This is a genomic window from Ancylobacter dichloromethanicus (assembly GCF_018390645.1).
GTDB lineage: Bacteria > Pseudomonadota > Alphaproteobacteria > Rhizobiales > Xanthobacteraceae > Ancylobacter > Ancylobacter dichloromethanicus.
On sequence record NZ_JAHBGC010000011.1, the window covers coordinates 213,330 to 237,184 of the forward strand.

General features: G+C 68.6%; 21 protein-coding genes. 7 read left to right on the forward strand and 14 right to left on the reverse strand.

Features of this window, described 5'->3' with window-relative positions:
* Nucleotides 1-14: 14 nt before the first annotated feature.
* The 5 genes from KHC23_RS06655 to KHC23_RS06675 all read right to left on the reverse strand — a co-directional run bounded on the left by KHC23_RS06655 (nucleotide 15) and on the right by KHC23_RS06675 (nucleotide 5,050).
* Nucleotides 15-476 carry a flavin reductase gene (locus tag KHC23_RS06655; protein ID WP_246544347.1) on the reverse strand — a complete coding sequence of 154 codons (462 nt, stop codon included), beginning with the start codon at nucleotides 474-476 and terminating at the stop codon, nucleotides 15-17.
* A 150-nt stretch (nucleotides 477-626) separates the two neighbouring features.
* Nucleotides 627-1,940 (reverse strand): NtaA/DmoA family FMN-dependent monooxygenase, encoded by a 1,314-nt coding sequence (locus tag KHC23_RS06660; protein WP_213370711.1) that lies wholly within the window; start codon nucleotides 1,938-1,940, stop codon nucleotides 627-629.
* A 105-nt stretch (nucleotides 1,941-2,045) separates the two neighbouring features.
* Nucleotides 2,046-2,885, reverse strand: coding sequence for an ABC transporter ATP-binding protein (locus tag KHC23_RS06665; RefSeq protein ID WP_213370713.1), 840 nt, complete (start codon nucleotides 2,883-2,885; stop codon nucleotides 2,046-2,048).
* Nucleotides 2,886-3,704 carry an ABC transporter permease gene (locus tag KHC23_RS06670; RefSeq protein WP_213370715.1) on the reverse strand — a complete coding sequence of 273 codons (819 nt, stop codon included), beginning with the start codon at nucleotides 3,702-3,704 and terminating at the stop codon, nucleotides 2,886-2,888.
* Between the two features lie 266 nt (nucleotides 3,705-3,970).
* Nucleotides 3,971-5,050, reverse strand: coding sequence for a putative urea ABC transporter substrate-binding protein (locus tag KHC23_RS06675; RefSeq protein ID WP_213370717.1), 1,080 nt, complete (start codon nucleotides 5,048-5,050; stop codon nucleotides 3,971-3,973).
* A gap of 136 nt (nucleotides 5,051-5,186) precedes the next feature.
* Here KHC23_RS06675 and KHC23_RS06680 point away from each other — a divergent pair, with 136 nt between their 5' ends.
* On the forward strand, nucleotides 5,187-5,810 hold the full coding sequence (locus KHC23_RS06680) for a TetR/AcrR family transcriptional regulator (protein WP_213370719.1): 624 nt from the start codon (nucleotides 5,187-5,189) through the stop codon (nucleotides 5,808-5,810).
* A gap of 169 nt (nucleotides 5,811-5,979) precedes the next feature.
* Here the strand turns inward: KHC23_RS06680 and KHC23_RS06685 are convergent, their stop codons facing one another.
* From KHC23_RS06685 to KHC23_RS06705, 5 genes are all read right to left on the reverse strand, one after another.
* On the reverse strand, nucleotides 5,980-7,422 hold the full coding sequence (locus KHC23_RS06685) for an NAD-dependent succinate-semialdehyde dehydrogenase (RefSeq protein WP_213370721.1): 1,443 nt from the start codon (nucleotides 7,420-7,422) through the stop codon (nucleotides 5,980-5,982).
* Nucleotides 7,423-7,605: 183 nt separating this feature from the next.
* Nucleotides 7,606-7,965 (reverse strand): DUF1428 domain-containing protein, encoded by a 360-nt coding sequence (locus tag KHC23_RS06690; protein WP_213370723.1) that lies wholly within the window; start codon nucleotides 7,963-7,965, stop codon nucleotides 7,606-7,608.
* A gap of 155 nt (nucleotides 7,966-8,120) precedes the next feature.
* Nucleotides 8,121-8,900: a Bax inhibitor-1/YccA family protein gene (locus KHC23_RS06695; protein WP_213370725.1), complete on the reverse strand. Its 780-nt coding sequence runs from the start codon at nucleotides 8,898-8,900 to the stop codon at nucleotides 8,121-8,123.
* Nucleotides 8,901-9,082: 182 nt separating this feature from the next.
* Nucleotides 9,083-11,686: an ABC transporter permease gene (locus KHC23_RS06700; RefSeq protein ID WP_213370727.1), complete on the reverse strand. Its 2,604-nt coding sequence runs from the start codon at nucleotides 11,684-11,686 to the stop codon at nucleotides 9,083-9,085.
* Complete coding sequence (locus KHC23_RS06705) at nucleotides 11,683-12,396, reverse strand: ABC transporter ATP-binding protein (protein ID WP_213370729.1); 714 nt, start codon at nucleotides 12,394-12,396, stop codon at nucleotides 11,683-11,685. Before KHC23_RS06705 ends, KHC23_RS06700 begins: the two co-directional genes overlap by 4 nt.
* A gap of 154 nt (nucleotides 12,397-12,550) precedes the next feature.
* Here KHC23_RS06705 and KHC23_RS06710 point away from each other — a divergent pair, with 154 nt between their 5' ends.
* Both KHC23_RS06710 and KHC23_RS06715 read left to right on the forward strand, forming a co-directional pair.
* Nucleotides 12,551-13,282, forward strand: coding sequence for an arylesterase (locus KHC23_RS06710; protein WP_373878522.1), 732 nt, complete (start codon nucleotides 12,551-12,553; stop codon nucleotides 13,280-13,282).
* Between the two features lie 270 nt (nucleotides 13,283-13,552).
* Nucleotides 13,553-15,571: an acyltransferase family protein gene (locus KHC23_RS06715; protein ID WP_213370733.1), complete on the forward strand. Its 2,019-nt coding sequence runs from the start codon at nucleotides 13,553-13,555 to the stop codon at nucleotides 15,569-15,571.
* A 31-nt stretch (nucleotides 15,572-15,602) separates the two neighbouring features.
* Here KHC23_RS06715 and KHC23_RS06720 read toward each other — a convergent pair whose 3' ends face one another.
* From KHC23_RS06720 to dapF, 4 genes are read right to left on the reverse strand one after another with little or no spacing between them, the layout of a single operon-like run.
* On the reverse strand, nucleotides 15,603-16,205 hold the full coding sequence (locus KHC23_RS06720) for a septation protein A (RefSeq protein ID WP_213370735.1): 603 nt from the start codon (nucleotides 16,203-16,205) through the stop codon (nucleotides 15,603-15,605).
* A 2-nt stretch (nucleotides 16,206-16,207) separates the two neighbouring features.
* Nucleotides 16,208-17,161, reverse strand: a complete 954-nt coding sequence (ftsY, locus tag KHC23_RS06725; RefSeq protein WP_213370737.1) for a signal recognition particle-docking protein FtsY — start codon at nucleotides 17,159-17,161, stop codon at nucleotides 16,208-16,210.
* Entirely contained in the window at nucleotides 17,158-18,474 is a 1,317-nt protein-coding gene (gene mtaB / locus KHC23_RS06730) for a tRNA (N(6)-L-threonylcarbamoyladenosine(37)-C(2))-methylthiotransferase MtaB (RefSeq protein WP_213370739.1), read from the reverse strand. Before mtaB ends, ftsY begins: the two co-directional genes overlap by 4 nt.
* Before the next feature lie 2 nt (nucleotides 18,475-18,476).
* Nucleotides 18,477-19,352 (reverse strand): diaminopimelate epimerase, encoded by an 876-nt coding sequence (gene dapF / locus KHC23_RS06735; protein WP_213370741.1) that lies wholly within the window; start codon nucleotides 19,350-19,352, stop codon nucleotides 18,477-18,479.
* Nucleotides 19,353-19,636: 284 nt separating this feature from the next.
* Between dapF and KHC23_RS06740 the strand changes: the two genes are divergently transcribed.
* From KHC23_RS06740 to KHC23_RS06755, 4 genes are all read left to right on the forward strand, one after another.
* Entirely contained in the window at nucleotides 19,637-20,458 is an 822-nt protein-coding gene (locus KHC23_RS06740; protein ID WP_246544313.1) for a GyrI-like domain-containing protein, read from the forward strand.
* A 229-nt stretch (nucleotides 20,459-20,687) separates the two neighbouring features.
* The gene (gene rlmN / locus KHC23_RS06745) at nucleotides 20,688-21,950 is read left to right on the forward strand and encodes a dual-specificity RNA methyltransferase RlmN (protein WP_213370743.1); all 1,263 of its coding nucleotides are present in this window, start codon (nucleotides 20,688-20,690) and stop codon (nucleotides 21,948-21,950) included.
* Between the two features lie 9 nt (nucleotides 21,951-21,959).
* On the forward strand, nucleotides 21,960-22,475 hold the full coding sequence (locus KHC23_RS06750) for a hypothetical protein (RefSeq protein ID WP_213370745.1): 516 nt from the start codon (nucleotides 21,960-21,962) through the stop codon (nucleotides 22,473-22,475).
* 117 nt (nucleotides 22,476-22,592) lie between these two features.
* Complete coding sequence (locus KHC23_RS06755) at nucleotides 22,593-23,822, forward strand: argininosuccinate synthase (protein ID WP_213370747.1); 1,230 nt, start codon at nucleotides 22,593-22,595, stop codon at nucleotides 23,820-23,822.
* The last annotated feature ends 33 nt before the right edge of the window (nucleotides 23,823-23,855 follow it).

The following is a 23,855-nucleotide window of genomic DNA, read 5'->3' on the forward strand; positions in this document are numbered from 1 at the left end:
CTGTCGAAGGGCGTTCAGTCGTCGGTGGGGCCGGACAGGGTGTGGTAGCGCCTGTCGTAATAGATCAGGCTCTCGTCCGAGCCACCCTCGGCGACGCCGATCACCTCGCAGAACAGCACGTCATGGGTGCCGACCTCGACCGCGCGGACGATGCGGCAATCGAAGGCGACCACGGCGCCGACCAGCATCGGCGCGCCGGTGGCGCCCATGTGCCAGGTGCCGCTGGCGAAGCGTTCATCGGGCGGGGTGCGCCCGCCGAACAGGTTGGAGAGCGGCTCGTGGCCGGCCGCCAGCGTGTTGATGCAGACCACGCCATTGGCATGGACCGGGCCGGCGGCCGAGGACCCCTTGTTGAGGCAGACCAGCAGGGTCGGTGGGCTGTCGGTGACCGAGCACACAGCCGAGGCGGTGAAACCGTGGCGCCCGCCCGGCCCGTCGGTGGTGACGATGTTCACCGCCGCCCCGAGCCGCGCCATGGCGTTGCGGTAGCCCTGCCGCGTCACCGGCGGCGGGGCATTGTGGGAAGCGCCGTCGAGCGGCGAGCACTGGGTCATGCCCTCTCCTCTGCCGGAGCGTCGCCGGCGCTTTGGTGGGGCGCGGGAGGACCGCGCCCCCGGAACGCGTGATCAGAATTCGCGCAGATTGTCGCGCAGCAACTGGTGCTTGTATTCGGTCCGCACCAGCCCGCGTGCCTGCAGCTCCGGCACCAGCCCGTCGCAGATCTCGGTGATGTAGCGGCGCGAGACGCGCAGCACCGGGGTGGTGATGAGGAAGCCGTCGCCGCCGACCTCGGCCATGGCCTCGCCCATCTTGTCCGCCACCTGCGCCGGCGTGCCGATCAGCTCCATGGAGGAGACGAGGCCGCCGCCGCCCGAGGCCGCCAGCTCGCGCAGCGTCTTGCCCGAGCCCCATTGCTGGAACTTGTCGAGCGTGCCGGATTCGCCGTTGGTGACCAGTTTTTCCGGCAGCGGCTTGTCGAGGTCGTAGATCGAGAAGTCGATCTCGGTGATGGCGGAGATCGAAATCAGCACGTCGGTGACGAAATTGTCCGACATGGTGACGTGCTCGTAGCGGGCGCGCGCTTCCGCCTCGGTCTCGCCGAGGCTCGGCGTGATGCAGAAGAACACCTTGATCTCGTCCGGGTCGCGGCCGAGCGCGGCGGCGCGGGCGCGGATGTCGGCGCGGAACGCCTTCATGCCCTCGACGCCGTTGGCCACCGAGACGATGGCGTCGGCGTGGCGGGCGGCGAAATCGCGCCCGCGCGGGGAGGCGCCGGCCTGCAGATAGACCGGGCGGCGTTGCGGCGAGGGCACGGTGTTGAGCGGGCCGCGCACCTGGTAGAACGGGCCCTTGTGGTCGATGGCGTGGACCTTGGAGCCGTCGGCATAGATGCCGTTCTTGCGGTCGAGCACCACGGCGTCCGGCTCCCATGAGTCGAACAGCTTGCCCACCACCTCCATGTATTCCTCGGCCATGGCGTAGCGGTCCTCGCGCGGGGGCAGCTTGTCCATGCCGAAATTCTTCGCCATCAGGTCCTCGGCCGAGGTGACGACGTTCCAGCCGAAGCGGCCCTTGGTGAGGCTGTCGATGGTGGAGGACAGCCGCGCCAGCATGAAGGGCGGATAGGCCATGGTCGACAGCGTCGCGACCACGCCGAGATGCTGCGTTGCCATGCCCATGGCCACCGCCAGCGGGGCGGGATCGGCCTTCGGCACCATCATGGCATGCTTGAGCGAGAGGTCGCGCGAGCGGCCATAGGTCTCCGGCACCATGAGCTTGTCCTCGATCATGATCAGATCGAAGCAGGCGCGCTCCATCGCCTGGGCCATCTCGATGTAGAACCGGCCATCCCACGGGTTGCCGCCCTGGCCGAACGGCTCGCGCCATTCGTCGGGGGTGAAGTTCATGAACCAGGCGAGGTGGAAGCGCTTGTCGGCCATTGCTGTCAGTCCTTCACCAAAGCATTTTCCGGCGACGTGGCGTCCGGTTCGCGCGAAGAAAATGCGTCTAAACAGTCAGTTGGATCCTTTCCGCTGAACGGCGGTTCAGCGGGAGTGGTCGAGTGCCGGGACGGGTGGGCTGTCCGCGGGTACATCGGTGGTGCCGAGCAGGGTGAGGCGCACCCTCTCGCGCTCCGCCTCGAACAGCCGGGAGTCGCGCACGCTGCGGCACTTGGCCTCGAAGTCGGAGACGATGGTGGCGCCGAAGCGCTCGGGCGCCTGCGGGTCGTTGCGCCGCCGGTCGACGGCGATGACGCGGGTGCCGAGCAGGAACGCCTCGGGCAGGTCGTGCGTGACCATGACGATGGTCATGCGGTTCTCTTCCCACAACTCGCCGACCAGTTCGTGCATCGAGCGGCGGGTGCCGGGGTCGAGCGCGCCGAACGGCTCGTCGAGCAGCAGCACCTTCGGCTTCATGATAAGCGCCTGCGCCAGAGCGAGGCGCTGCTGCATGCCGCCCGAGAGCTGCGCCGGGTATTTGTCCGCGTGCTCGCCGAGGCCGACGCGGGCGAGCAGCGCCATGGCGCGTTCCTCCAGCGCCTTGCGGCGGGCGCCGAAGAAGCGGCCGAGCAGCGGCGCGCCGGCCCATTGCGGGCCCATCATCACATTGCCCAGCACGGTGCGGTGGGGGAACACCGAATAGCGCTGGAACACCACGCCGCGGTCGGCGGTGGGCTCGGCGGCGATCGGGTCGCCGTCGATCAGGATTTTTCCGCGCGACGGCTGTTCCTGCGAGAGCAGCATGCGCAGCAGCGTGGTCTTGCCGACGCCGGAAGGGCCGATGATGACGAGGAATTCGTGGTCGTCGAGCGACAGGTTGACCTGTTCGAGCACGACGCGCTCGTCATATTCCTTCCAGACATTCTCGAAGCGGATGGTGGTCATTCAGGCCGCCCTTATCTGGTCCCACGGATAGGCGGCGACGGCGAGGCGGCGCAGCGCGTAATCCATGAGGAAGGCGAGCAGGGTGATCCAGATCACGTAGGGAAGGATCACGTCCATGGCGAGGTAGCGCCGCACCAGGAAGATGCGGTAGCCGAGCCCGCCCTCGGAGGTGATCGCCTCCGCCGCGATGACGAACAGCCAGGCGGCACCGAGCGAGAGCCGCACCGAATCGATGAGCCGCGGCATCACCTGCGGCAGCACCACGCCTGAAATCATCTGCCAGGTGGAGGCGCCGAGCGTCTGCGCCTTGATGATCTGTTCCGTCGGCAGGGCGGAGACCCGCAGCATCACGTCGCGGATGATGAAGGGGGCGATGCCGAACACGATCAGCACGATCTTCGAGGCCTCGCCGAGGCCGAACAGGATGAACAGGATCGGCAGCACGGCGAGCGGCGGAATCAGCGAGAAGGCGGCGAAGAAGGGCTCGAAGGTGGCGCGCAGATAGGGCACGAAGCCGACGATGATGCCGAGCACCAGGCCGATGAGGGCGGAGATGCCGAGGCCGAGGAACAGGCGCTGCAGGCTGAGCCAGGTGTCCCACCACAGCAGGTACTGGCTCGTGGCCCGATCAAGGGTGGTCGCCATGCGCACCATGGTCGCCCAGAAGCTGGCGAAGCTCGGCATCAGCTTGTCGGCCGGCTCCACCGCGAGGCGGGCATTGGAGGCGAGAAGGTAGATCGCCAGCACCGCGACAAAGGGCAGGATGGCGAGGATCAGCCGGACGCCCGGACGAGGCGCATAGTTGATGATGCGGCGCATGGGGGGCCTTTTCGTTTCGAGGGCGTCATCCGGGAGGCTGCAGGGGGCCCGGGAGGACCGTCATCCTGAGGTGCCCGGCCGGAGGCCGGGCCTCGAAGGAGGCTCGTTGTTGGGCATCCAAGATCGCATCCTTCGAGGCTCGCTTCGCTCGCACCTCAGGATGACGCCGCTTTGGAACGGTCTCTCAGACATCGCCGGCGTGCCCCCTGGGCCCCGGATCGGCGCCGCGCGCGGCGCGGCTTGTCCGGGGAACAGGGCGGCGCCGCTCAGAGCTTCCCGTCGGCGGCGTCCTTGGTGAAGCTGGCGTTGACCCGCATCTTGATGTTGGCCTTGTCGCCCAGCACCGTGCCGTCGGCGACCTCGATGCCGATCGAATCGACGCTGGTGGCGCCCTGGCCGAACAGGCCCTGCTGGAAGCAGAAGGTGCGGATGTTGTTCCAGATCTTGGCGTTGTCGGCCGACATCAGGAAGCTGGAGGCTTCTTGCGGGGTGTAGAAGAAGTGGGTGGTGTCGAGCTGCGCCTGCAGGCCGCCGGCATCGGTGCCCATGGCGCTGGTCATCACCGCGCGCATGTCCTCGCCCGGCGCGCCGCCGGCCTTGAGGATGCCGAGCGCCTCATACCAGGCGCCGACCACGGCCTTGGCGAAGTTGGGGTTGTCCTTGAGGTTCTGGGTGTTGCCGATGAACACGTCCATGATCTCGCCGGGGATCTTGGAACTGTCGAACAGGTTGGTGGCGCCCTTGACCTTGAGCATGTCCTCGGTCAGCGGCTTCCACGAGACGGCGTGCTTCATGTCGTCCTGCGAGACGAAGGCGGCGGAGATTTCCGCGTCCGAGATGTTCACCGTCTTGGCGGCGGTGGGATCGTCGATGCCGGCGAGCTGCAGGCCGCGGTTCAAGAGATAGTGCGAGACGCTGTACTGCAGCAGGTAGACGTCCTGGCCGGCGAGTTCCTTGACGTCCTTGGCGGTCTTGGAGACGACGATGTCGTTGCCGTCGGAATAGTCGGTGATCAGGAAGATCGAGGTGTCGACGCCGCCGGCCGCCGGCATGGTGAGGCCGTCCATCGAGGCCACGCCCACCGCGTCGATCTCGCCGGCGATGAACTGGTTGATGGAGCCGACATAGTCATTGGCCTGGATGATCTCGACCTCGATGCCGTATTTGTCGGCCCACTTCTTCATGATGCCGGAGGACTTCATGTAGGCGAAGGGCATGAAGCCGATATAGACGGTGTAGGCGACCTTGAAACTCGTCTTCGGGGCGGCATGCGCCGCGGGCGCTCCCGCGAGGGCGGCGGCGGCGAGGCTGGCGAAGACGGCTGCAGCCCTGAGTGTACGCTTCATGAGGGGTGGCTCCGGTCGCTGAAATGGCTGGACCGGGCTATTAAACGGTGACTTAATATCGGGTGCAAGCCCAACAAATGGGCACGCATAGCATATGAGCAAGGCAGAAAATTCCGTAAGAATACGGAGGAAACGCATGACCGCCCGGACCGCGCGCAAGCGCCTCCAGCCCGCCGAGCGGCGGGTGATGATCCTGGAAGAAGCCTTGAGATTGTTCGCGACCCGCCATTTCTCGGTGGTCACGGTGCGCGACATCGCGCTGGTCTGCGACATCAATGTCGGCCTGCTCTACCACTATTTCGACAACAAGGACGATCTGGTGCGGCGCGCGCTTGGGCACGCCATCGAGCAGCTCATGGCCGGCTATGAGGAGAGGCGTGCCGCCGGCGCCGAGCCGCTGGCGGAGATTCTCGCCTGGCTCGACATCCACATGGAGCTGGCGCCTATCCTCGCCCTGATGGTCAAGCTGATGAGCGACTATGCCAGCTCCGGCCTGCGCGACGACGAGCTGGACGGGCTGATCGCCGGCTTCTATGGCCGCGAGAAGCAATTGCTGGAGGGCGCGCTGGAGCGCGGTGTGGCCAGCGGCCAGTTCGCGCCGGTCGACATTGCCCGCACCGCCCGCCGCATCGGCCTGATGCTCGACGGCATCTTCTACGCCTCGGCCAGCCGCGGCGACGACCGCATCGTCGACGACATCGCCGACCTCGCGGATTTCGCGCGCGCGATGCTAGGCGTGCGCAGCGACGTGGCGGCGTGAGTTCTCGTGCCTTTGCCCGTATTCTCCAATGCCATCTTCGACGCCACCGGCCAGCGGCGTCGCTCGCTGCCGTTCCGGCTGGAGGCGTTCAAGGCCTGACGGGTTTCGCCGCGCGCGCATGAAAAGGCCGGTCGCGAGACCGGCCCTCTTGCCGGACTGGCTCGCCGGCCTATAGGCTGATGCAGACGTATTTCACGTCGACATATTCCTCGATGCCGTATTTCGAGCCCTCGCGGCCGATGCCGGATTCCTTCACCCCGCCGAACGGCGCGACTTCCGTGGTGATGACCCCGGCATTGATGCCGACCTGCCCGTAGCGCAGAGTCTCCGAGACGCGGAAGGCGCGCGAGAGGTCGCTGGTGTAGAAATAGCAGGCGAGGCCGAACTCGGTGTCATTGGCGAGGCGCACCGCCTCCTCCTCGGTGTCGAAGCGGAACACCGGGGCGACCGGGCCGAAGATCTCCTCGCGGGCGAAGTTCATCTCGCGCGTCGCGCCGGCGATGACGGTGGGCTGGAAGAACTGGCCGCCGCGTTCGTGGCGCCCGCCGCCGGTGACCACCTTGCCGCCCTTGGCCAGCGCGTCGGCGATGAAGCCCTCGGTCTTGGTCACCGCCTTGTCGTCGATCAGCGGGCCCTGCACCACGCCATCCTCAAGCCCGGGGCCGACCTTCAGCTTCGCCGAGGCCTCGGCCAGCTTGGCGACGAAGGCGTCATAGATGCCGGCCTGGGCGTAGAAGCGGTTGGCGCAGACGCAGGTCTGGCCGGAATTGCGGTATTTCGAAGCGATGGCGCCCTCCACCGCCTTGTCGAGATCGGCGTCGTCGAAGACCAGGAACGGCGCGTTGCCGCCCAGCTCCATCGACACCCGCTTCACCGTGTCGGCGGCCTGCTTCATCAAGAGCTTGCCGATCGGGGTGGAGCCGGTGAAGGTGATCTTGCGCACGGCGGGGTTCGAGGTCATCTCGCCGCCAATGGCCGAGGCCGAGCCGGTGAGGATGTTGACCACGCCCTTGGGATAGCCGGCCTGTTCGCACAGCACGCCCCAGGCGAGACCGGAATAGGGGGTCTGGGTCGCGGGCTTCACCACCGAGGTGCAGCCGGTGGCCAGCGCCGGGCCGATCTTGCGCGCCAGCATCGAGGAGGGGAAGTTCCACGGCGTGATGGCGGCGACGACGCCGACCGCCTGCTTGGTGACGAGGATGCGCCGCTCGCCCCAGGGCGAGGGAATGACGTCGCCATAGACGCGGCGGGCCTCTTCCGAGAACCACAGCACATAGGCGGCGCTGGCGCCGACCTCGCCCATGGATTCGGCCAGCGGCTTGCCCTGCTCGATGGTGAGCAGTTCGGCCAGCGCGCGCTGATTGTCCATGATGGCGGCATGCAGGCGCCGCAGCATTTTCGCGCGCTCATCCGCTGTGGTGCGCGAGAAGGTCTCGAAGGCGGTCTGCGCGGCGGCGATGGCGCGGCGGGCCTCGTCCGCGCCGGCATTGGGCACGGTGCCGATCACCTCGCCGGTGGCGGGATTGGTGACGTCGATCGTGCCGCCGCCATCGGCGCCCACCCATTCGCCGTCGATGAAATTCGCGTCGCGCTTGAAATCCGCCCAGTTCATGAGTTCCGCCTCTCCATCATGGGGAGACTGATTCACCGATCGGGCTGATGTCACCCGACCGGATCAGGCCCCCGGGGCGCGGACCCTCCTGGCCGGCGCCGGCCAGCGCTATGTAGCGCCCGGCCGGGGCGCGGACAATCGCTCGGGCGTCACATCGGTTGTGAGGCGGCGGGCGGACGCGGCTCAGCCGCGGGTCACGTCGAGCAGCGGGGCGAAGCCACCGAAGATCATGCGCTGGCCGTCGAAAGGCATCTCGGTCGTCTCCTTCAGGCGCGGATCCTCCATGAACGCCTTCATGCCGGCGTCGCGGGCCTCGCGCGAGGGCCATTCGATCCAGGAGAACACCACCGTCTCCTCCGGCGTCGCCTTCACCGCCATGCGGAAATCGGTGACCTTGCCGTCGGGCACGTCGTCGCCCCAGTTCTCGGTGAGGCGCAACGCGCCATGGTCGAAGAAGATCGCTGCCGCCTTCTCGGCCACCGCGCGGTAGGCTTCCTTGTTGGCGGTGGGCACGGCGATGATGAATCCGTCGATATAGCTCATGGTTTCCTCCTCATGCTGCCGGTGGGCAGGATGAGGATTTTGCCGGACTTCCGCAACGGCAGGGTGTCGGCGAAGGCCACCGGCTCCGTCAGGGGGCACAAAAAAGCCCCGGCGCAGGGCCGGGGCTTCTCGTATCAGCAGCGCTCTGGAGCGGCTCAGTTGTTGCGGTTGCCGAACAGCTGGAGCAGCATCAGGAACATGTTGATGAAGTCGAGATACAGCGTCAGCGCGCCCATGATCGCCTTGCGACCGGCGACCACGTCGTCGTCGCCGGCGAAGTACATCTCCTTGATGCGCTGGGTGTCGTAGGCGGTGAGGCCCGCGAACACCAGCACGCCCACCACCGAGATGATGAACTGCAGCATCGTCGAGGCGAGGAAGATGTTCACCACCATCGCGACCAGGATGCCGATCAGGCCCATGATCAGGAACGAGCCGAGGCCCGACAGGCTGCGCGAGGTGGTGTAGCCGTAGAGGCTGAGGCCGCCGAACGCCGCCGCGGTGATGAAGAACACCCGCACGATGCTCTCATGCGTGTAGACCAGGAAGATGCTGGCCAGCGACACGCCGACGAGCGCGGCATAGACCCAGAAGATGCTCTGCGCGGCGCCGACGCTCAGCCGGTCGACCCGGAAGCTGAGGAACAGCACGGCGGCCAGCGGGGCGAACATCACCACCCAGCGCAGCGGGCTGCCGAACAGCGTCGCGCCGAACTGCGTGAGGTAGATGCCGGCGAACTGGTATTCGGTCGGCGTGCTGGAGACGGAGAGCATGTAGATGCCCAGCGCCGCCGCGCCAGTGATGGCGAGGCCCAGCGTCATGTAGTTGTAGACGCGCAGCATATAGGCGCGCAGGCCCTGGTCGATGTCCGCCTGCGTCCGGCCCGCCGCCGCCCCGAAGCGCGGCACGGAGACGTTGCGGTTAAAATCGGACATGGTCGAATCCTCTCCCGAAAACCCCGTAGCCCACCCCGCCACCGGCGACATGCCGGGCGGCGTGGGAAGTCAGTGTGAATATGAGGGCGGTGCCCGCCTGCCGCAAGTGAAGTTTGCGACAGGAATGACGCTGCGGCAGTCCGTTTTGGCTCCGCCCCGCCCGCCGGGCGGGGCGCGGAGGTTCACAGATTGCGCAGGATGCGCGCCGGCTTCTGCCCCAGCGCCCGCCAGGTGCCGACGAGGCCGAAGCCGACCGTGAGCACCAGCGCCACCGCCACCGCGCCCAGCGCCGCGCCGGTGGACCAGGCGAAGGCGAGCTTCATCACATAGACCACCACCACATAGGCCGCCGCCGCGCCGGCCCCAACCGCCACCACGGCGGTGACGAGGCCGAGCGCGGCATATTCCAGCGCATAGGCGGCAATGAGCCGCGCCCGCGTGGCGCCGAGCGTCTTCAGGATCACCGCGTCGTAGACCCGGTGGTGCTGGCCCGCCGCCAGCGCCCCGGCGAGCACCAGCACGCTGGACAGCAGCGCGACGAGGCTGGCGCCGCGTATGGCGACGAGCAGGTTGCCGACGATCTCGCCGATCTGGGTCAGCGCCTCCTTCACCCGCACGGCGGTGATGGCCGGAAATTCGGTCGCCACCGCGCGGCCGAGGCTGCGCTCGCGCGCCACATCGCCGCCTTCCGGCAGGGTCAGCGTCGCCAGCGAGGTGTGCGGCGCGCCGGCGAAGGTGTTGGGCGAGAACACCATGACGAAATTGATGGCGAGCCGCTCCCATTCCACGTCGCGCAGATTGGCGATGGTGGCGGTGATCGAGCGGCCGAGCACGTTGACCGTCACCTCGTCGCCGATCTTCAGGCCGAAAGCGTCGGCGATCTCGCGCTCGAACGAGACCAGCGGCGGGCCGGCATAATCGGCCGGCCACCATTCGCCGGCGGCGAGGACGGAGCCCTCCGGCAGTTCCCGCGCATAGGTGACGCCGCGGTCGGAGGACAGCACCCAGGCGAATTCCGGCGGCGGATCGAGGCTTTCCACCGGCCGCCCGCCAAGGGTGAGAATGCGCCCGCGCAGCATCGGCACGGTCTCGACCTCGCCCTGCGGCGCCTTCTCCCGGAGGAAGCGGGTGAAGGCCTCGGTCTCGTTGCTCTGGATGTCGAGGAAGAAGAAGCTCGGCGCCTCGGTCGGCAGGCGCGAGGTGAGCTCGCGCGTCAGGCTGCGGTCGATCAGCGCCAGCGTCACCAAGAGCGTCAGCCCGAGGCCGAGCGAGAGCACGATGGTCGGGGTCAGTGCCGCCGGGCGGTGGATGTTGGCGAGCGCCAGGCGCAGCGCGGTGGAGCGCGGGCGCGGCAGGCGGCGGGCAATGGCCATGATGCCGGCGCCGACCAGGCGCAGCACAATGAGCACGCTGGCCGCCGCGGCGAGATAGATCATCGCGACATGGCGCTGTTCCGACGCATAGACGGCGAGGCCGGCCAGCGCGAGCACCGCCAGCGCGGTCAGCGCGATGTAGACGAGGCGCGGCCGGCGCCGCGCGCCCTCCACATGCTCGCGGAACAGCGCCGACACCGGCACGTCATGGGCGAGGCCCAGCGGCCACAGCGCGAAGGCGAGGGCGATCAGCGCGCCATAGGCCAGCGCCAGCGCGATGGCGCCGGGCTGCAGGCTCGGCTCGATGGGAATGGGCAGTAGATGGCCGAAGGCGGCATTGGCGAGGAAGGGCAGGGCGGAGCCGACCGCGATGCCGATGCCGATGCCGACCAGCGCGATCAGCCCGACCTCGGCGAGATAGATGCCGAACACCGTCAGCCCCGGCGCGCCGAGGCTCTTGAAGGTGGCGATGACGCCGCGCTTGGCGTCGAGATGGCTCTTCACCGCGTTGGCGACGCCCACCCCGCCGACCAGAAGGGCGGTGAGGCCGACCAGAGTGAGGTATTCGGTGAAGCGGCGGACGTTGTTCTCCAGCCGCGGGGCGGCGGCGTCGCGGGTGCGGGCCTCGAAGCCGGCTTCCGGCGCGCCGTGCTGCACCCGTTCGACAAACTGGGCGAGTTCGGCCGGGCGGTCCATCTTCACCCGGTAGTGCCAGCGCACCAGGCTGCCGGGCTGGAGCAACTGGGTCGCCCGCAGCGCGTCGAGCGACACCATCAGCCGCGGGCCGAAGCCGATGCCGGTGGAGAGCAGGTCCGGCTCGCGCTCGATCGTGCCCTTGAGGACCAGCGTCGCCTCGCCGAGCTGGAAGCGATCGCCGGTCTTGATCTGCAGCCGGTCGGCGAGCGAGGGGTCGGCCAACGCGCCATAGGCGCCGTCCCCGGGGGCGAGGGCGGCGGCGAGGCTTTGCGCCGGCACGAGGTCGAGCGCGCCGACCATCGGGTAGGCGCCGTCCACCGCCTTCACCTCGGCCAGGGTGGCGTCGAGCGCGTCGCCCGTGCCGGCGCGGGCCATGGCGCGCAGTGTGGCGATGGTGGAAACCTTCCCGCCTGCGGCGATGAGGGCATATTCCTCCGGGCTGGCCTCGCGCTGCACCAGGGTGAAGGCGGCATCGCCGCCGAGCAGGGTGGTGCCCTCGCGCGCCAGCCCGTCGGTCAGCGCGCGCGAAAACGCGCCGACGCCGGCGATGGCGGCGACGCCGAGCGCCAGGCAGGCGAGGAAGACGGCGAAGCCGCGCAGGCCGCCGCGCAGTTCGCGCAGGGCGAAGCGCAGCGGCAGGGTGCGGCGGTTCGGGCGGCGCAGCGGCGACGCGCGGCCGGCACCGGCGGCCGCGGCCGAGACCTGTTCGCTGTTCATGCGTCCGCCCCGGCCGGCGCTTCCTCGGGCTCCACCACGCCGGAGCGCAGCCGCACGGTGCGGTCGCAGCGGCGGGCCAGCGTCGCGTCATGGGTGACGATGACCAGCGTGGCGCCGCGCCGCGCCTGTGCCTCGAACAGCAGGTCCATGATCTGCTTGCCGGTCGCCTCGTCGAGATTGCCGGTCGGCTCGTCGGCGACCAGGATGCGCGGCTCGGGCGCCAGCGCGCGGGCGACGGCGACGCGCTGCTGCTCGCCGCCGGAGAGCTGGGACGGGTAATGGTCGAGACGCTGGCCGAGGCCGACCGCGGTCAGCTCGGCGGCGGCGCGCTCGAAAGCATCGGCCCGGCCGGCGAGTTCCAGCGGCACGGCGACATTCTCCACCGCCGTCATGGTCGGGATGAGGTGGAAGGCCTGGAACACGATGCCGACATGGCGGCCGCGAAAGCGGGCGAGGGCGTCCTCGTCGAGCCCGGTCAGCTGCTGCCCCGCCACCTCGACCCGGCCGGCATCGGCGCGCTCTAGCCCGGCCAGCACCATCAGCAGGCTCGACTTGCCCGAACCGGAGGGCCCGACCAGGCCCACCGCCTCGCCCTGGGAGATGGCGAGCGACACGTTCTTGAGAATGTGCACGCGGGCCGCGCCGTTGCCGAGCGAGAGGTCGACGCCGTCGAGGCGGATGGCGGGTGCGGTGTTCTTGTCTGACGGCATCGTGTCCGAGGCTGAATTGACGAAAGGCGCGTCGACTGAAGGCAGGGTGGCAGAAGGGGTGGTGGCAGAAGGCATGGTGCCCTTTTCGCGTCTGGTCCGGTGCGGGAACGGCCTCGCCATTTTGCAGCCGGGATCTGGCGCACCATATGCTGCGCTGCACCGCTTCCGAAAGGGTAGACCCTTGTCACGATTTCTCCATCGGCTCATCGCCTTCAGCGCCCTGGCCCTCTTCACCGGCGTGGCCGGCGCCCTCACGCCGGCGGCGGCCGAACCGCTGCGCATCGTGGCGTTGGGCGACAGCCTGACCGCCGGATTCGGCCTGCCGGCCAGCCAGTCGTTTCCGACCCGCCTCGAAGCCGCGCTGCGGGCCAAGGGACACGAGGTTGTGATCGAGAATGCCGGCGTCTCCGGCGACACCACCAGCGCCGGCCTCGCCCGGCTCGACTGGTCGGTGCCCGAGGGCACCGACGGCGTCATCCTCGAACTCGGCGCCAATGACGCGCTGCGCGGGCTCGATCCGGCAATTCCCGAACGTTCGCTCGGCGCCATTCTGGCGCGGCTGAAGGCGCGCGGCATTCCCGTGCTGATGGCCGGCATGCAGGCGCCGCCCAATTTCGGCGCCGCCTATCGGGCGCGCTTCGACCCGATCTATGAGCGGCTCGCCGCGCAGTATGATGTGGAACTCTACCCGTTCTTCCTCGACGGCGTGGCGGGCGAGACGGCGCTGAACCAGAAGGACGGCATCCACCCCACCGCCGCCGGCGTCGAGGTCATCGTCGCGCGCATGCTGCCCGCAGTGGAGGCCTTTCTCGAAACGCTGAAGACGCCGTCGCCGGCCGCCGGCACCCCCGCAGACACTGGCGCCGGCACCGGCGCGCCCGGCTAGAGCCTGATCCGATCAGGTTGAATCAACCTGATCGGATCAGGCTCTGAATTATCGATAGAGAACGTTTTACCGATCCGATTGCGATGCCATCAGATCGGAACGTGCTCTAGAGCCGCACCCCAGGGTGTTCCGGCGGCGGCCGGGGCGCCGGCCGGGGGTTCCAGAATAGCACGGAAGTGTGGCCGTCCGGTTCTCGACGCTGCGCGGGGGCTGGGGTATCGCTCGCCCCGGGGCGTTGTCCGTGCCGTGTTTTGCCTGTTCTGGGGGCGCATGAAGTACCGTAGCGAGATCGACGGATTGCGGGCCGTCGCCGTTATTCCCGTGATCCTGTTTCACGCCGGATTCGGGGTGTTCTCCGGCGGCTATGTCGGGGTCGACGTGTTCTTCGTGATCAGCGGCTACCTGATCACGATGATCCTGCTGGCCGAGATCGAGGACGGCACGTTCTCCATCGTGCGGTTCTACGAGCGGCGGGCGCGGCGCATAGTGCCGGCGCTGTTCGTGGTGGTGGTGGCGTGCATGCCCTTCGCCTGGATGTGGATGATCCCCACCCAGCTGCGCGACTTCGGGCAGAGCGTCACGGCGGTGGTGTTCTTCGTCTCCAATTTCCTGTTCTGGAACGAAGCCGGTGGTTACTTCGCTCCTGCCGCCGAGCTGAAGCCGCTGCTGCACACCTGGAGCCTGGCGGTTGAGGAGCAGTATTACCTGTTCGCACCGCTGAGCCTGGCCGTGCTGTGGCGGTTCGGCCGGCGCACCGTGTTCTGGCTGGTGGTGGCGACCGCGGTACTGAGCCTGCTGGCCACCGAATGGGGCTGGCGCTATGCGCCGCGTGCCAATTTCTTCCTGCCGCAATTCCGCATCTGGGAGATTCTGGCCGGGTCGATCTGCGGTTTCCTGGCGACCCGCCATGCGCCGCGCCCCAATAACCTGCTGAGCGCGCTGGGGCTGGCGATGATCGTGCTGGCGATCTTCGCCTTCGACGAGAACACGCCCTTCCCGAGCTTCTACGCGCTGCTGCCGGTGGTGGGGACGGCGCTCATCGTGATGTTCGCGCATAAGGGGACCTATGTCGCGCGGCTGCTGTCGGCACGGGCGCTGGTGGGCATCGGGCTGATCAGCTACAGCGCCTATCTGTGGCACCAGCCGCTGTTCGCCTTCGCCCGCATCCGCTCGCTGGCCGAGCCCGAGCCGGAACTGATGATGGCGCTGGCCGCGTTGTCGGTGGGCCTGGCCTATGTGAGCTGGCGATTCGTCGAGCAGCCGTTCCGGCGGCGCAAGCCGGCGCTGTTGCCGACACGGCGCGCGGTGTTCGTGGCGAGCACGGCGGCGGGCGTGCTCCTGGCGTCGGTTGGTACCTATGCCAATGTGTCCAAGGGAATCCCGAGCCGCCTCGCCAGCATCGAGAAGGGCAGCCGGGAAGAAAAGCTGATCGCCTCGGCCGGTCGGCCCATGGCCGACAAGGGTTGTGATCGCAGCGGCGTGCCCGAGGGGGTCGGGGCACTCTGCCCGATCTATCAGCCGACGAATCCCCAGCGCCGCATCCTCATCGTCGGCGACAGCCATTCCCACGCGCTTCTACCCGCCTTCGCCGGCGTGGGCGAGCACAACACCGTCTACTGGATGGGGGCGGCGAGTTGCCCGCCCATCATCGGAGTGTCGGTGCATGGCGGCTTGTACGAGCTCGGCTTGTGCGAGGAACTCGCCCGACGCGAACTTCAGGCGGCAAAGGAGGGCATGTTCGACATTGTGGTGCTCGTGTCGCGCTGGTCGTTCTACCCGGTTGGCCTGAAGAACAAGGTGCTGATCTCGCGCGAGGGAGCCACGCGCTACCCTTCGCAGGCGGATGCCCATGAGGCCTTCGCCGAGAAGCTGCCCGAGACAGTCCGGCAATATCTCGAACTCGGCGTCACGGTCGTGCTGGTGGACCAGATTCCGGAGCAAAAGGTCCTGCCACAAAAGGTGCTGGAACAGGCCGCGCTGCTCGGCCTGCGCGGCGGGCTCGATGACGAGGCGTTTGAACAGGCCATATGGGAAACCTCCACCACCGTCGAGAACGCCAAGGCGCGCCTCGCCTTCACCAGGGGCGAGCTGGAAAAGCTGCGCGGTGACAAGGTCTGGGTGCTGTCCTTCGACGATCAGTTCGAACGCGACGGCCGCTATGTCTGGGGCGACCGAAACGGTGCCTTCTACTCCGACCAGGATCATCTTTCGGTGCACGGCAATGCGTTTCTCAAGGACAACGTGACCGCCGCCTTCGAGGAGATTGCCCGCACGCTGCGCCGCCCCTGAGCCGCCGCCCGGGCGCGGTGGCGCCCCGGCCTCAACCCTCGCTCTTGCTCCCGGGCGGGGCGTGGCGGGTCATCAGCGGCATCTGCGCCATGGCGAAGACCAGCGTCAGCGGCAGATAGCCGAAGGTCTTGAACGCCACCCAGGTGTCGGTGGAGACATTGCGCCAGACGATCTCGTTCAGCACCGCCATGACCAGGAAGAACACGCCCCAGCGTATGGTCAGTTCGCGCCAGCCCCGATCCGTCAGCACGAACACGTCGCCCAGCACATAGGGCAGCAGCGGCTTGCGCAGCCAGAGCCCGCCGAGCAGCGCGCCGCCGAACAGCGCGTTGACCAGGGTCGGCTTCATCTTGATGAAATGGTCGTCCTGCAGCACCAGAGTGAGGGTGCCGAACACCAGCACCACGCCGGCCGACACCAGCGGCATGACCGCGATCTTGCGGGCGATGATCCACATCACCGCCAGCGCGGCGAAGGTGGCGACCATGAAGGCGCCGGTGGCGACATAGATGCCGCCGCGGCCGTTGGCGACGAAGAAGACGACGAGCGGGCCCAGCTCCAGCGCGAATTTGAGCAGCGGGTGCATGGTGCGCAGGCGCGTGGCGGGGGGCGCCTCGGACGGCGAATCGCTCATGGTCAGTTCTCCAGTCCGACGATGGCGCGGGCGAAGTCGCGCGCCTCGAAGGGTTGCAGGTCGTCAATGCCCTCGCCGACGCCGATGAGGTGCACGGGCAGGCCATGTTTGGCGGCGATGGCGACGAGGATACCGCCGCGCGCGGTGCCGTCGAGCTTGGTCATGACGAGGCCGGTGACGCCGGCCACGCGCGTGAACACCTCCACCTGCTGCAGCGCGTTCTGCCCCACCGTGGCGTCGAGCGTCAGCACCACCGCGTGCGGGGCGGAGGCGTCCTGCTTCTTGATGACGCGAACGATCTTCTCCAGTTCCGCCATCAGTTCGGTGCGGTTCTGCAGCCGGCCGGCGGTGTCGATGATCAGCACGTCGGCGCCCTCGGCCCGCGCCTGCTGCAGGCCGTCAAAGGCAACGCCGGCGGCGTCGGCGCCCGGCGCGCGGGAGACGACGGTGGCGCCGGTGCGATCGGCCCAGACCTTGAGCTGCTCGATCGCCGCCGCGCGGAAGGTGTCGCCGGCGGCGAGCACCACCTTTTTACCCTGCGCCTTCAGGGTGGAGGCGAGCTTGCCGATGGTGGTGGTCTTGCCCGAGCCGTTGACGCCGACCATCAGCAGCACGAAAGGCTTGCTGTCCGAGGCGAAGACCAGCGGCACGGCGACCGGCTTGAGCACCGCCTCGACCTCGGCGGCGACGAGCGAGCGCACCTCGTCCGGCTCGATGGTCTTGTCGTAGCGGCCCTTGCCGACTGCGGCGGCAATGCGCGCCGAGGTCTCGACGCCGAGATCGGCGCGGATCAGCACGTCCTCGAGGTCCTCCAGCGTGTCGGCGTCGAGCCTGCGCTTGGTGAACAGGTCGGTGATGCCGGTGGAGAGGCCCGAGGCGGTGCGGGTGAGCCCCTGCGTCAGGCGCTTCCAGAAGCCGGGGCGGGCGGCGGCGGTGTCGTCGTTCATGTCGTTCATGCCGCGATCAGCCGAACGCCGTCATGGCCGGCGATGCGGATATGGGTGAGCGTGCCGGGCGGCAGGCGGGTGGGCAGGCGCACCGGGGTGAAACTCCTTGTGCGGGCGAGGCCGCCGCGCTCCGCCAGCACCTCGCGCCGGGCGCCGATCTCGCCGGCGAGATGGCGCAGCAGCGCATGCGCACCCTTCTCGCGCAGGCGCCGCGCCCGCTCCTTCACCGTCGCCGGCGCCACCGCCGGCATGCGGGCGGCCGGCGTGCCGGGACGCGGCGAGAACGGGAAGACGTGCAGATGGGTCAGCCCGCAGGCATCGACGAGGTCGAGCGAGGCGCGGAACTGGGCCTCGGTCTCGGTCGGGAAGCCGGCGATGAGATCGGCGCCGATCACCATGTCGGGCCGCATGCGCCGGATGTCGGCGCAGAACCGGATGGCGTCGGCGCGCAGGTGCCGGCGCTTCATGCGCTTGAGGATGAGGTCGTCGCCGGCCTGCAGCGAGAGGTGGAGATGCGGCATCAGCCGTTCTTCCTCGGCGAGGGCGCGCAGCAGCTCGGCGTCGACCTCGACGGAATCGATGGAGGAAAGCCGCAGCCGGGGCAGTTCCGGCACATGGCGCAGCAGCGCCCGCACCAGCGTGCCCAGGCGGGGCGCGCCGGGAAGATCGGCGCCGTAGGAGGTGAGATCGACGCCGGTCAGCACGATTTCGCTCGTACCGTCCGCCACCAGCTCGCGCACCCGCGCCACCACGGCGCCCATCGGCACGGAGCGGGAATTGCCGCGCCCATAGGGAATGACGCAGAAGGTGCAGCGGTGGTCGCAGCCATCCTGCACCTGCACGAAGGCGCGGGTATGGCCCTCGATGGTGTCGGCCGGTCCGTCGATGAGGTGCCCCGCCGTTTCGCGTACCGCCATGATGTCGCCGACGACGGTCTTCGCGTCGGCGCCGATGCCGAAGTCGAGCGCGGCGCGGGTCGCCGCCCAGCTTTCCGGCGCCGTCTTCTCGGCATTGCCGAGCACGCGGTCGACCTCGTCCATCGCGGCGAAACGGCCGGGCTCGGTCTGCGCGGCGCAGCCGGTGACAATGATGCGGCGGGCGGGGGCCTCGCGCTTGAGCCGGCGGATGGCCTGGCGGGCCTGCTTCACCGCCTCGGCGGTGACGGCGCAGGTGTTGACGACAACGACATTCTCCAGCCCCGCCGCGCCCGCCATCGCCTTGGCGGTGGCGGAATCGAGCGCGTTCAGCCGGCAGCCGAAGGTGACGACCTCGACAGGGGCGGCGGGCGTCGTCGCGTCCGGGATTACCACGTCGAGGCCCATGGTCACTCGGCGCCGGCGGTGGCGTCGAGCATGGCGGCGGTGAGCCGGCCGTCGAACTCGAATTCGGCCGGGCCGGTCATCAACATGTGGTCGTCGCTCTCGCGCCAGTCGATGACGAGATCGCCGCCCGGCAGGGTGACGGTGACGCGGCGGCCGGTGAGGCCGAGGCGCGCGGCGGCGACGGCGGTGGCGCAGGCGGCCGAGCCGCAGGCGCGGGTGAGGCCGACGCCGCGCTCCCACACCTTCAGCACGATATGCTCGGGGGAAACGACCTGCGCCACGGAGATGTTCGCCCGCTCGGGGAAGATCGGGTGATGCTCCAGCTCCGGCCCGAGGCGGGCGAGATCGACCGCCGCGACATCCTCGACCCAGAAGATGGCGTGCGGGTTGCCGACATTGACCACGGCGGGTGCGCGCAGCACCGGCGCTTCCGCCGGGCCGGCCTGCAATTCGATGGCGCGGGTGTCGGCGACCGGGCCGGCGAGCGGGATGTCGTGCCAGCCGAAGCGCGGCACGCCCATGTCGACGGTGATGCCGTCGCCCGCCACGGTACAGTCGAGCGGACCGGCGACGCTCTCGAACACCATGTGGGCGGCGCCGGTGCGGCCGGCCTCGTAGAGCGCGATGCAGCGCGTGCCGTTGCCGCAGGCGCCCGATTCCGAACCGTCGGCATTGATGATGCGCACGAAGGCGCTGGTGGCCTCGGTCTGCGGCGGATACAGCGCCATGATCTGGTCGAAAGGCAGCACGCCCGGCCGGGCGAGGGCGCGCGCCTCCTGCGGCGGCACCGCGAGCGGCGCGGCGCGCAGGTCGAGCACGACGATCTCGTTGCCGAGGCCGTTCATCTTGACGAAAAGGCGGTTTTCCAGCGCGGCCATGGACCCGGTTTCGCGGCATGCGGCGGGCAGGCCGCCGGTGGATACGGAAGAGGGTGCGGCCCTTATATGGCGAAGCGCCGAGGATTGACCAGACTTATCGGGCACGGGAGAGCTGTCGCGGCGGCGACATCCCGCTACGGCAGAGGAAACTGTCGCGGCGCGGCGACAGGTCCGTGCGAACACCGTTCCGTGTCCCGCGCGGGCGTCGCGGGCGGGCGGCCGGAATGCTAGATGTCTCGGCAATGCCAGATCTGTGCGGCGTCGCGCCTTTTACCGGTGAACCGATGATGATGGTGAAGTCCTCCGCCCGCGCCCGGCCGTGCCGGCTTTTCGTGGCGCGGGCGCTCGCGGGCGCGCTGCTGTTCATGCCGCTGCCGCTTCTGGCCCAGACTCGCGCCAGCGAGGCGCCGGCGGTCGAGGGCTCCACGGCCGCCGCGCCGCCGGCTCCGGCAGCCGATCCGTCGACCCCGGCGGCCGACGCGGCGCCCGACACCCAGGCGCCTGACACCGACACGCCTGACACCGACACGCCCGATACGGCCGGGCCGCTCGACGAGGACGACATGGTCGCCCCGCCGATGGTCGACCCGCGCGCGGTCGAGACCCGGAACGTCGCCCCGGCGCCGGACCCGCTGACGAGGCCGGACGGCTTCGGCGACGAGACGGTGATGCAGCCGGTGCCGGTGCTGATGAAGAAGGCGCATGCGGGCTGGGACGACGCCTTCAGGACCATCGTCGCCACGCTGAAGCAGATCGACGCCGAGATGGCGCGGCTGAAGCTGAAAGCCAGCGGCGCCTCTTTCATCATCTACACCTCGACCGACGATCTCGGCTTCGACTTCGAGGCGGCGGTGCCGTTCGAGGGGGCGACGACGGAGAAGCCGCAGAACGGCGTCGCGTTTGCCGCCTCGCCGGCCGGCCGGGCGCTGCGCTTCACCCATCGCGGCCCCTATGACGCGATGGACCCGACCTACGAGCAGATCGCCAACCTGCTCGACGCCAAGGACCTGGAGGCGCAGGACCTCTATGTCGAGGAATACCGCTCCGACCCGCGCACCACCTCGCCGGACGACCTTGTCATCGACATCTGGGTGCCGCTGAAGTGACGCCGGGGGCATCCCGGGCGTGACGGTGGGAATGGGCAGCAGGTAGAAGCGGGTTTCGCCGGAGAGTCTTCGCGGGGCCCGGCGAAAACGCCTTTGGCGACATCCCGGCGGCAAGTGTCCGGCCGTGCCGCATCTCCATGGCCCTGCATGGGTGCCCGGCGCCCCGCCTATTCGCCATGCCCGCCGGGCTGTGCTATGAGGCGGCCAAATCCATATCCTCGATAAAGCGATGAACCTGATCGATACCACAGCGGCCACCGCCGCCGGGGCGCAAGCTCCCGTAGAGAGGCCCGCCGCCGCCGAGCCGGCGCGCGTCGCGGCGCGTGGCTCGGACGCGAAGCCGTCCCTTGCCGGGCTCGACCGAGCCGGGCTGGCGCAGGCGCTGGCGCGGATCGGCGTTTCCGAGCGCGAGAGCCGCATGCGCGTCGCCCAGCTCTGGCACTGGATCTATCTGCGCGGGGCGCTGTCCTTCGACGAGATGACCAATGTCGGCAAGGGGCTGCGCGAGAAGCTCGGCAATGCCTTCACCCTCGACCGGCCCGAGGTGGTGGTCGAGCAGGTGTCGAATGACGGCACCCGCAAATGGCTGATGCGCCTGCCGCCCGACATTGACGGTGACAGGCCGCACGATGTCGAGATGGTCTATATCCCCGAGAGCGACCGCGGCACGCTGTGCGTCTCCTCGCAGGTCGGCTGCACGCTCAATTGCTCGTTCTGCCACACCGGCACCCAGCGGCTGGTGCGCAACCTGACCGCCGCCGAGATCGTGGCGCAGGTGATGGTGGCGCGCGACCGGCTCGGCGACTATCCCGGCCGCGACCGCGCCGTCGGTCCCGGCCTGCCCACCGAGGGCGACCGGCTGGTGACCAATATCGTGTTCATGGGCATGGGCGAGCCGCTCTACGCCTATGAGTCGGTGGCGAAATCCATCGAGGTGCTGGCCGATGGCGAGGGCCTCGGCATCGGCAAGCGGCGCATCACCGTCTCCACCTCCGGCGTGGTGCCGGAGATCGAGAAGCTCGGCCGCGAGGTCGGGCCGATGCTCGCCATCTCGCTGCATGCGGTGCGCGACGAACTGCGCGACGAATTGGTGCCGATCAACAAGAAGTACCCGCTGAAAGCGCTGCTGGACGCCTGCCGCACCTACCCGCCGGCCTCCAACGCCAAGCGCATCACCTTCGAGTATGTGATGCTCAAGGGCGTGAACGATTCACCCGCCGACGCCAAGGCGCTGGTGAAGCTGCTCGCCGGCATTCCGGCCAAGATCAACCTCATTCCGTTCAACCCCTGGCCGGGCACCAAATATGAGTGCTCGGACTGGGAGACGATCGAGCGGTTCTCCGACATCGTTTTTCGCGCCGGCTATTCCAGCCCGGTGCGCACGCCGCGCGGGCGCGACATCCTCGCCGCCTGCGGCCAGCTCAAGAGCGAGACGGAGAAGCTCTCCGCCCGCGAGAGGCTGGCGCTGCGGGCGATGGCGGCGGGGGAATAGGCGGGAACGATGGACAGTCTGCTGCGCCTGCTGCTGCGCTTCGTCATCGTGCCGCTGGGCATGATCTGCGGCTTCATCGCCTCCTTCGTTGTGGTGTTGTTCGGCTATTGGCGTATCGGCGACCTCCTCGCCGGCAATGTCGACGTCGAGGCGATCGCGCTGTTCGACGCGCTGGCGGCGGCGAGCTACCTGCTGATGATGGTGGTGCTGGCGATGTGGGCGGTGGCGCTGATCGGCGTCCTGTTCGCCGAGGCCTTCGCCGTGCGCTCCTGGATCTTCCATGTGGCCAATGGCGCGGTGTCGGCGTGGCTGGCCGCCTCGGTGTTCGCGCCCTATGCGCAGGCGCCGGTGCCGTTCGACGGCAATCTCTACATCGTCGCGGCCGGCCTCGCCGGCGGGCTCGCCTACTGGCTGGTCGCCGGCTGGAATGCCGGTTTCTGGAAGCCGTTGCGGGCCGAGCGGCTGCCGGCGCCGCTGCCGCAGGCCCAACCCGCTTCCCAGCCGGCGCCGCCGCCGGCCCCTTGAGACTAGGCAAGGCTTGCACCGGCGCGCGCCATGCCTATAGTCCGCGCGCCCTGACGGGCCCGGCTTTTCCTGCGGAACGTGACTCTCTCGGAACGTGACCCTTTTTCGGAATCTGACATGGCGAACGATGTGAAGAAGGTGGTGCTCGCCTATTCGGGCGGTCTCGACACCTCGGTGATCCTCAAATGGCTGCAGACCACCTATGGCTGCGAGGTGGTGACCTTCACCGCCGATCTCGGCCAGGGCGAGGAACTGGAGCCGGCGCGCAAGAAGGCGGAGCTGCTCGGCATCAAGCCGGAGAACATCTTCATCGAGGACGTGCGCGAGGAATTCGTTTCCGAATACGTGTTCCCGATGTTCCGCGCCAACGCGCTTTACGAGGGGCTGTATCTTCTCGGCACCTCCATCGCCCGGCCGCTGATCTCCAAGAAGCAGATCGAGATTGCCCGCAAGGTCGGCGCCGACGCGGTGGCCCATGGCGCTACCGGCAAGGGTAATGACCAGGTGCGCTTCGAACTGAGCTATTACGCGCTGGAGCCGGAGATCAAGGTGATCGCGCCGTGGCGCGAATGGGACCTGACCTCGCGCACCCGCCTGCTGGAATTCGCCGAGACCCACCAGATTCCGATCGCCAAGGACAAGAGGGGCGAGGCGCCGTTCTCGGTCGACGCCAACCTGCTGCACTCCTCCTCCGAGGGCAAGGTGCTGGAAGACCCGGCCGACGAGGCGCCGGAATATGTCTACCAGCGCACCATCTCGCCCGAGGCGGCGCCCGACAAGGCGACTTATATCACCGTCGGCTTCGAGAAGGGCGACGCGGTGTCGATCGACGGCGAGGCGCTCTCGCCCGCCACGCTGCTGACCCGGCTGAACGAACTCGGCAAGGCCAACGGCATCGGCCGGCTCGACCTCGTCGAGAACCGCTTCGTCGGCATGAAGTCGCGCGGCGTCTACGAGACGCCCGGCGGCACGATCCTTTTGCAGGCGCATCGCGGCATCGAGAGCATCACGCTCGACCGCGGCGCGGCGCATCTGAAGGACGACATCATGCCCCGCTATGCGGAGCTGATCTATTACGGCTTCTGGTTCTCGCCCGAGCGCGAGATGCTGCAGGCGCTGATCGACAAGAGCCAGGAATTCGTCACCGGCGAGGTGCGGATCAAGCTCTACAAGGGCAATGTCGAGGTGGTCGGGCGCTCCTCGCCCTATTCGCTCTACAACCAGGACCTCGTGACCTTCGAGGAGGGCGCGGTGGCCTATGACCACCGCGACGCCGCCGGCTTCATCAAGCTGAACGCCCTGCGGCTGCGCACCCTGGCCAACCGCGACCGCAAGGTGGGAGGCTGAGCGGGCGCGTTAGACCCAGGCATGCGCCGTCAC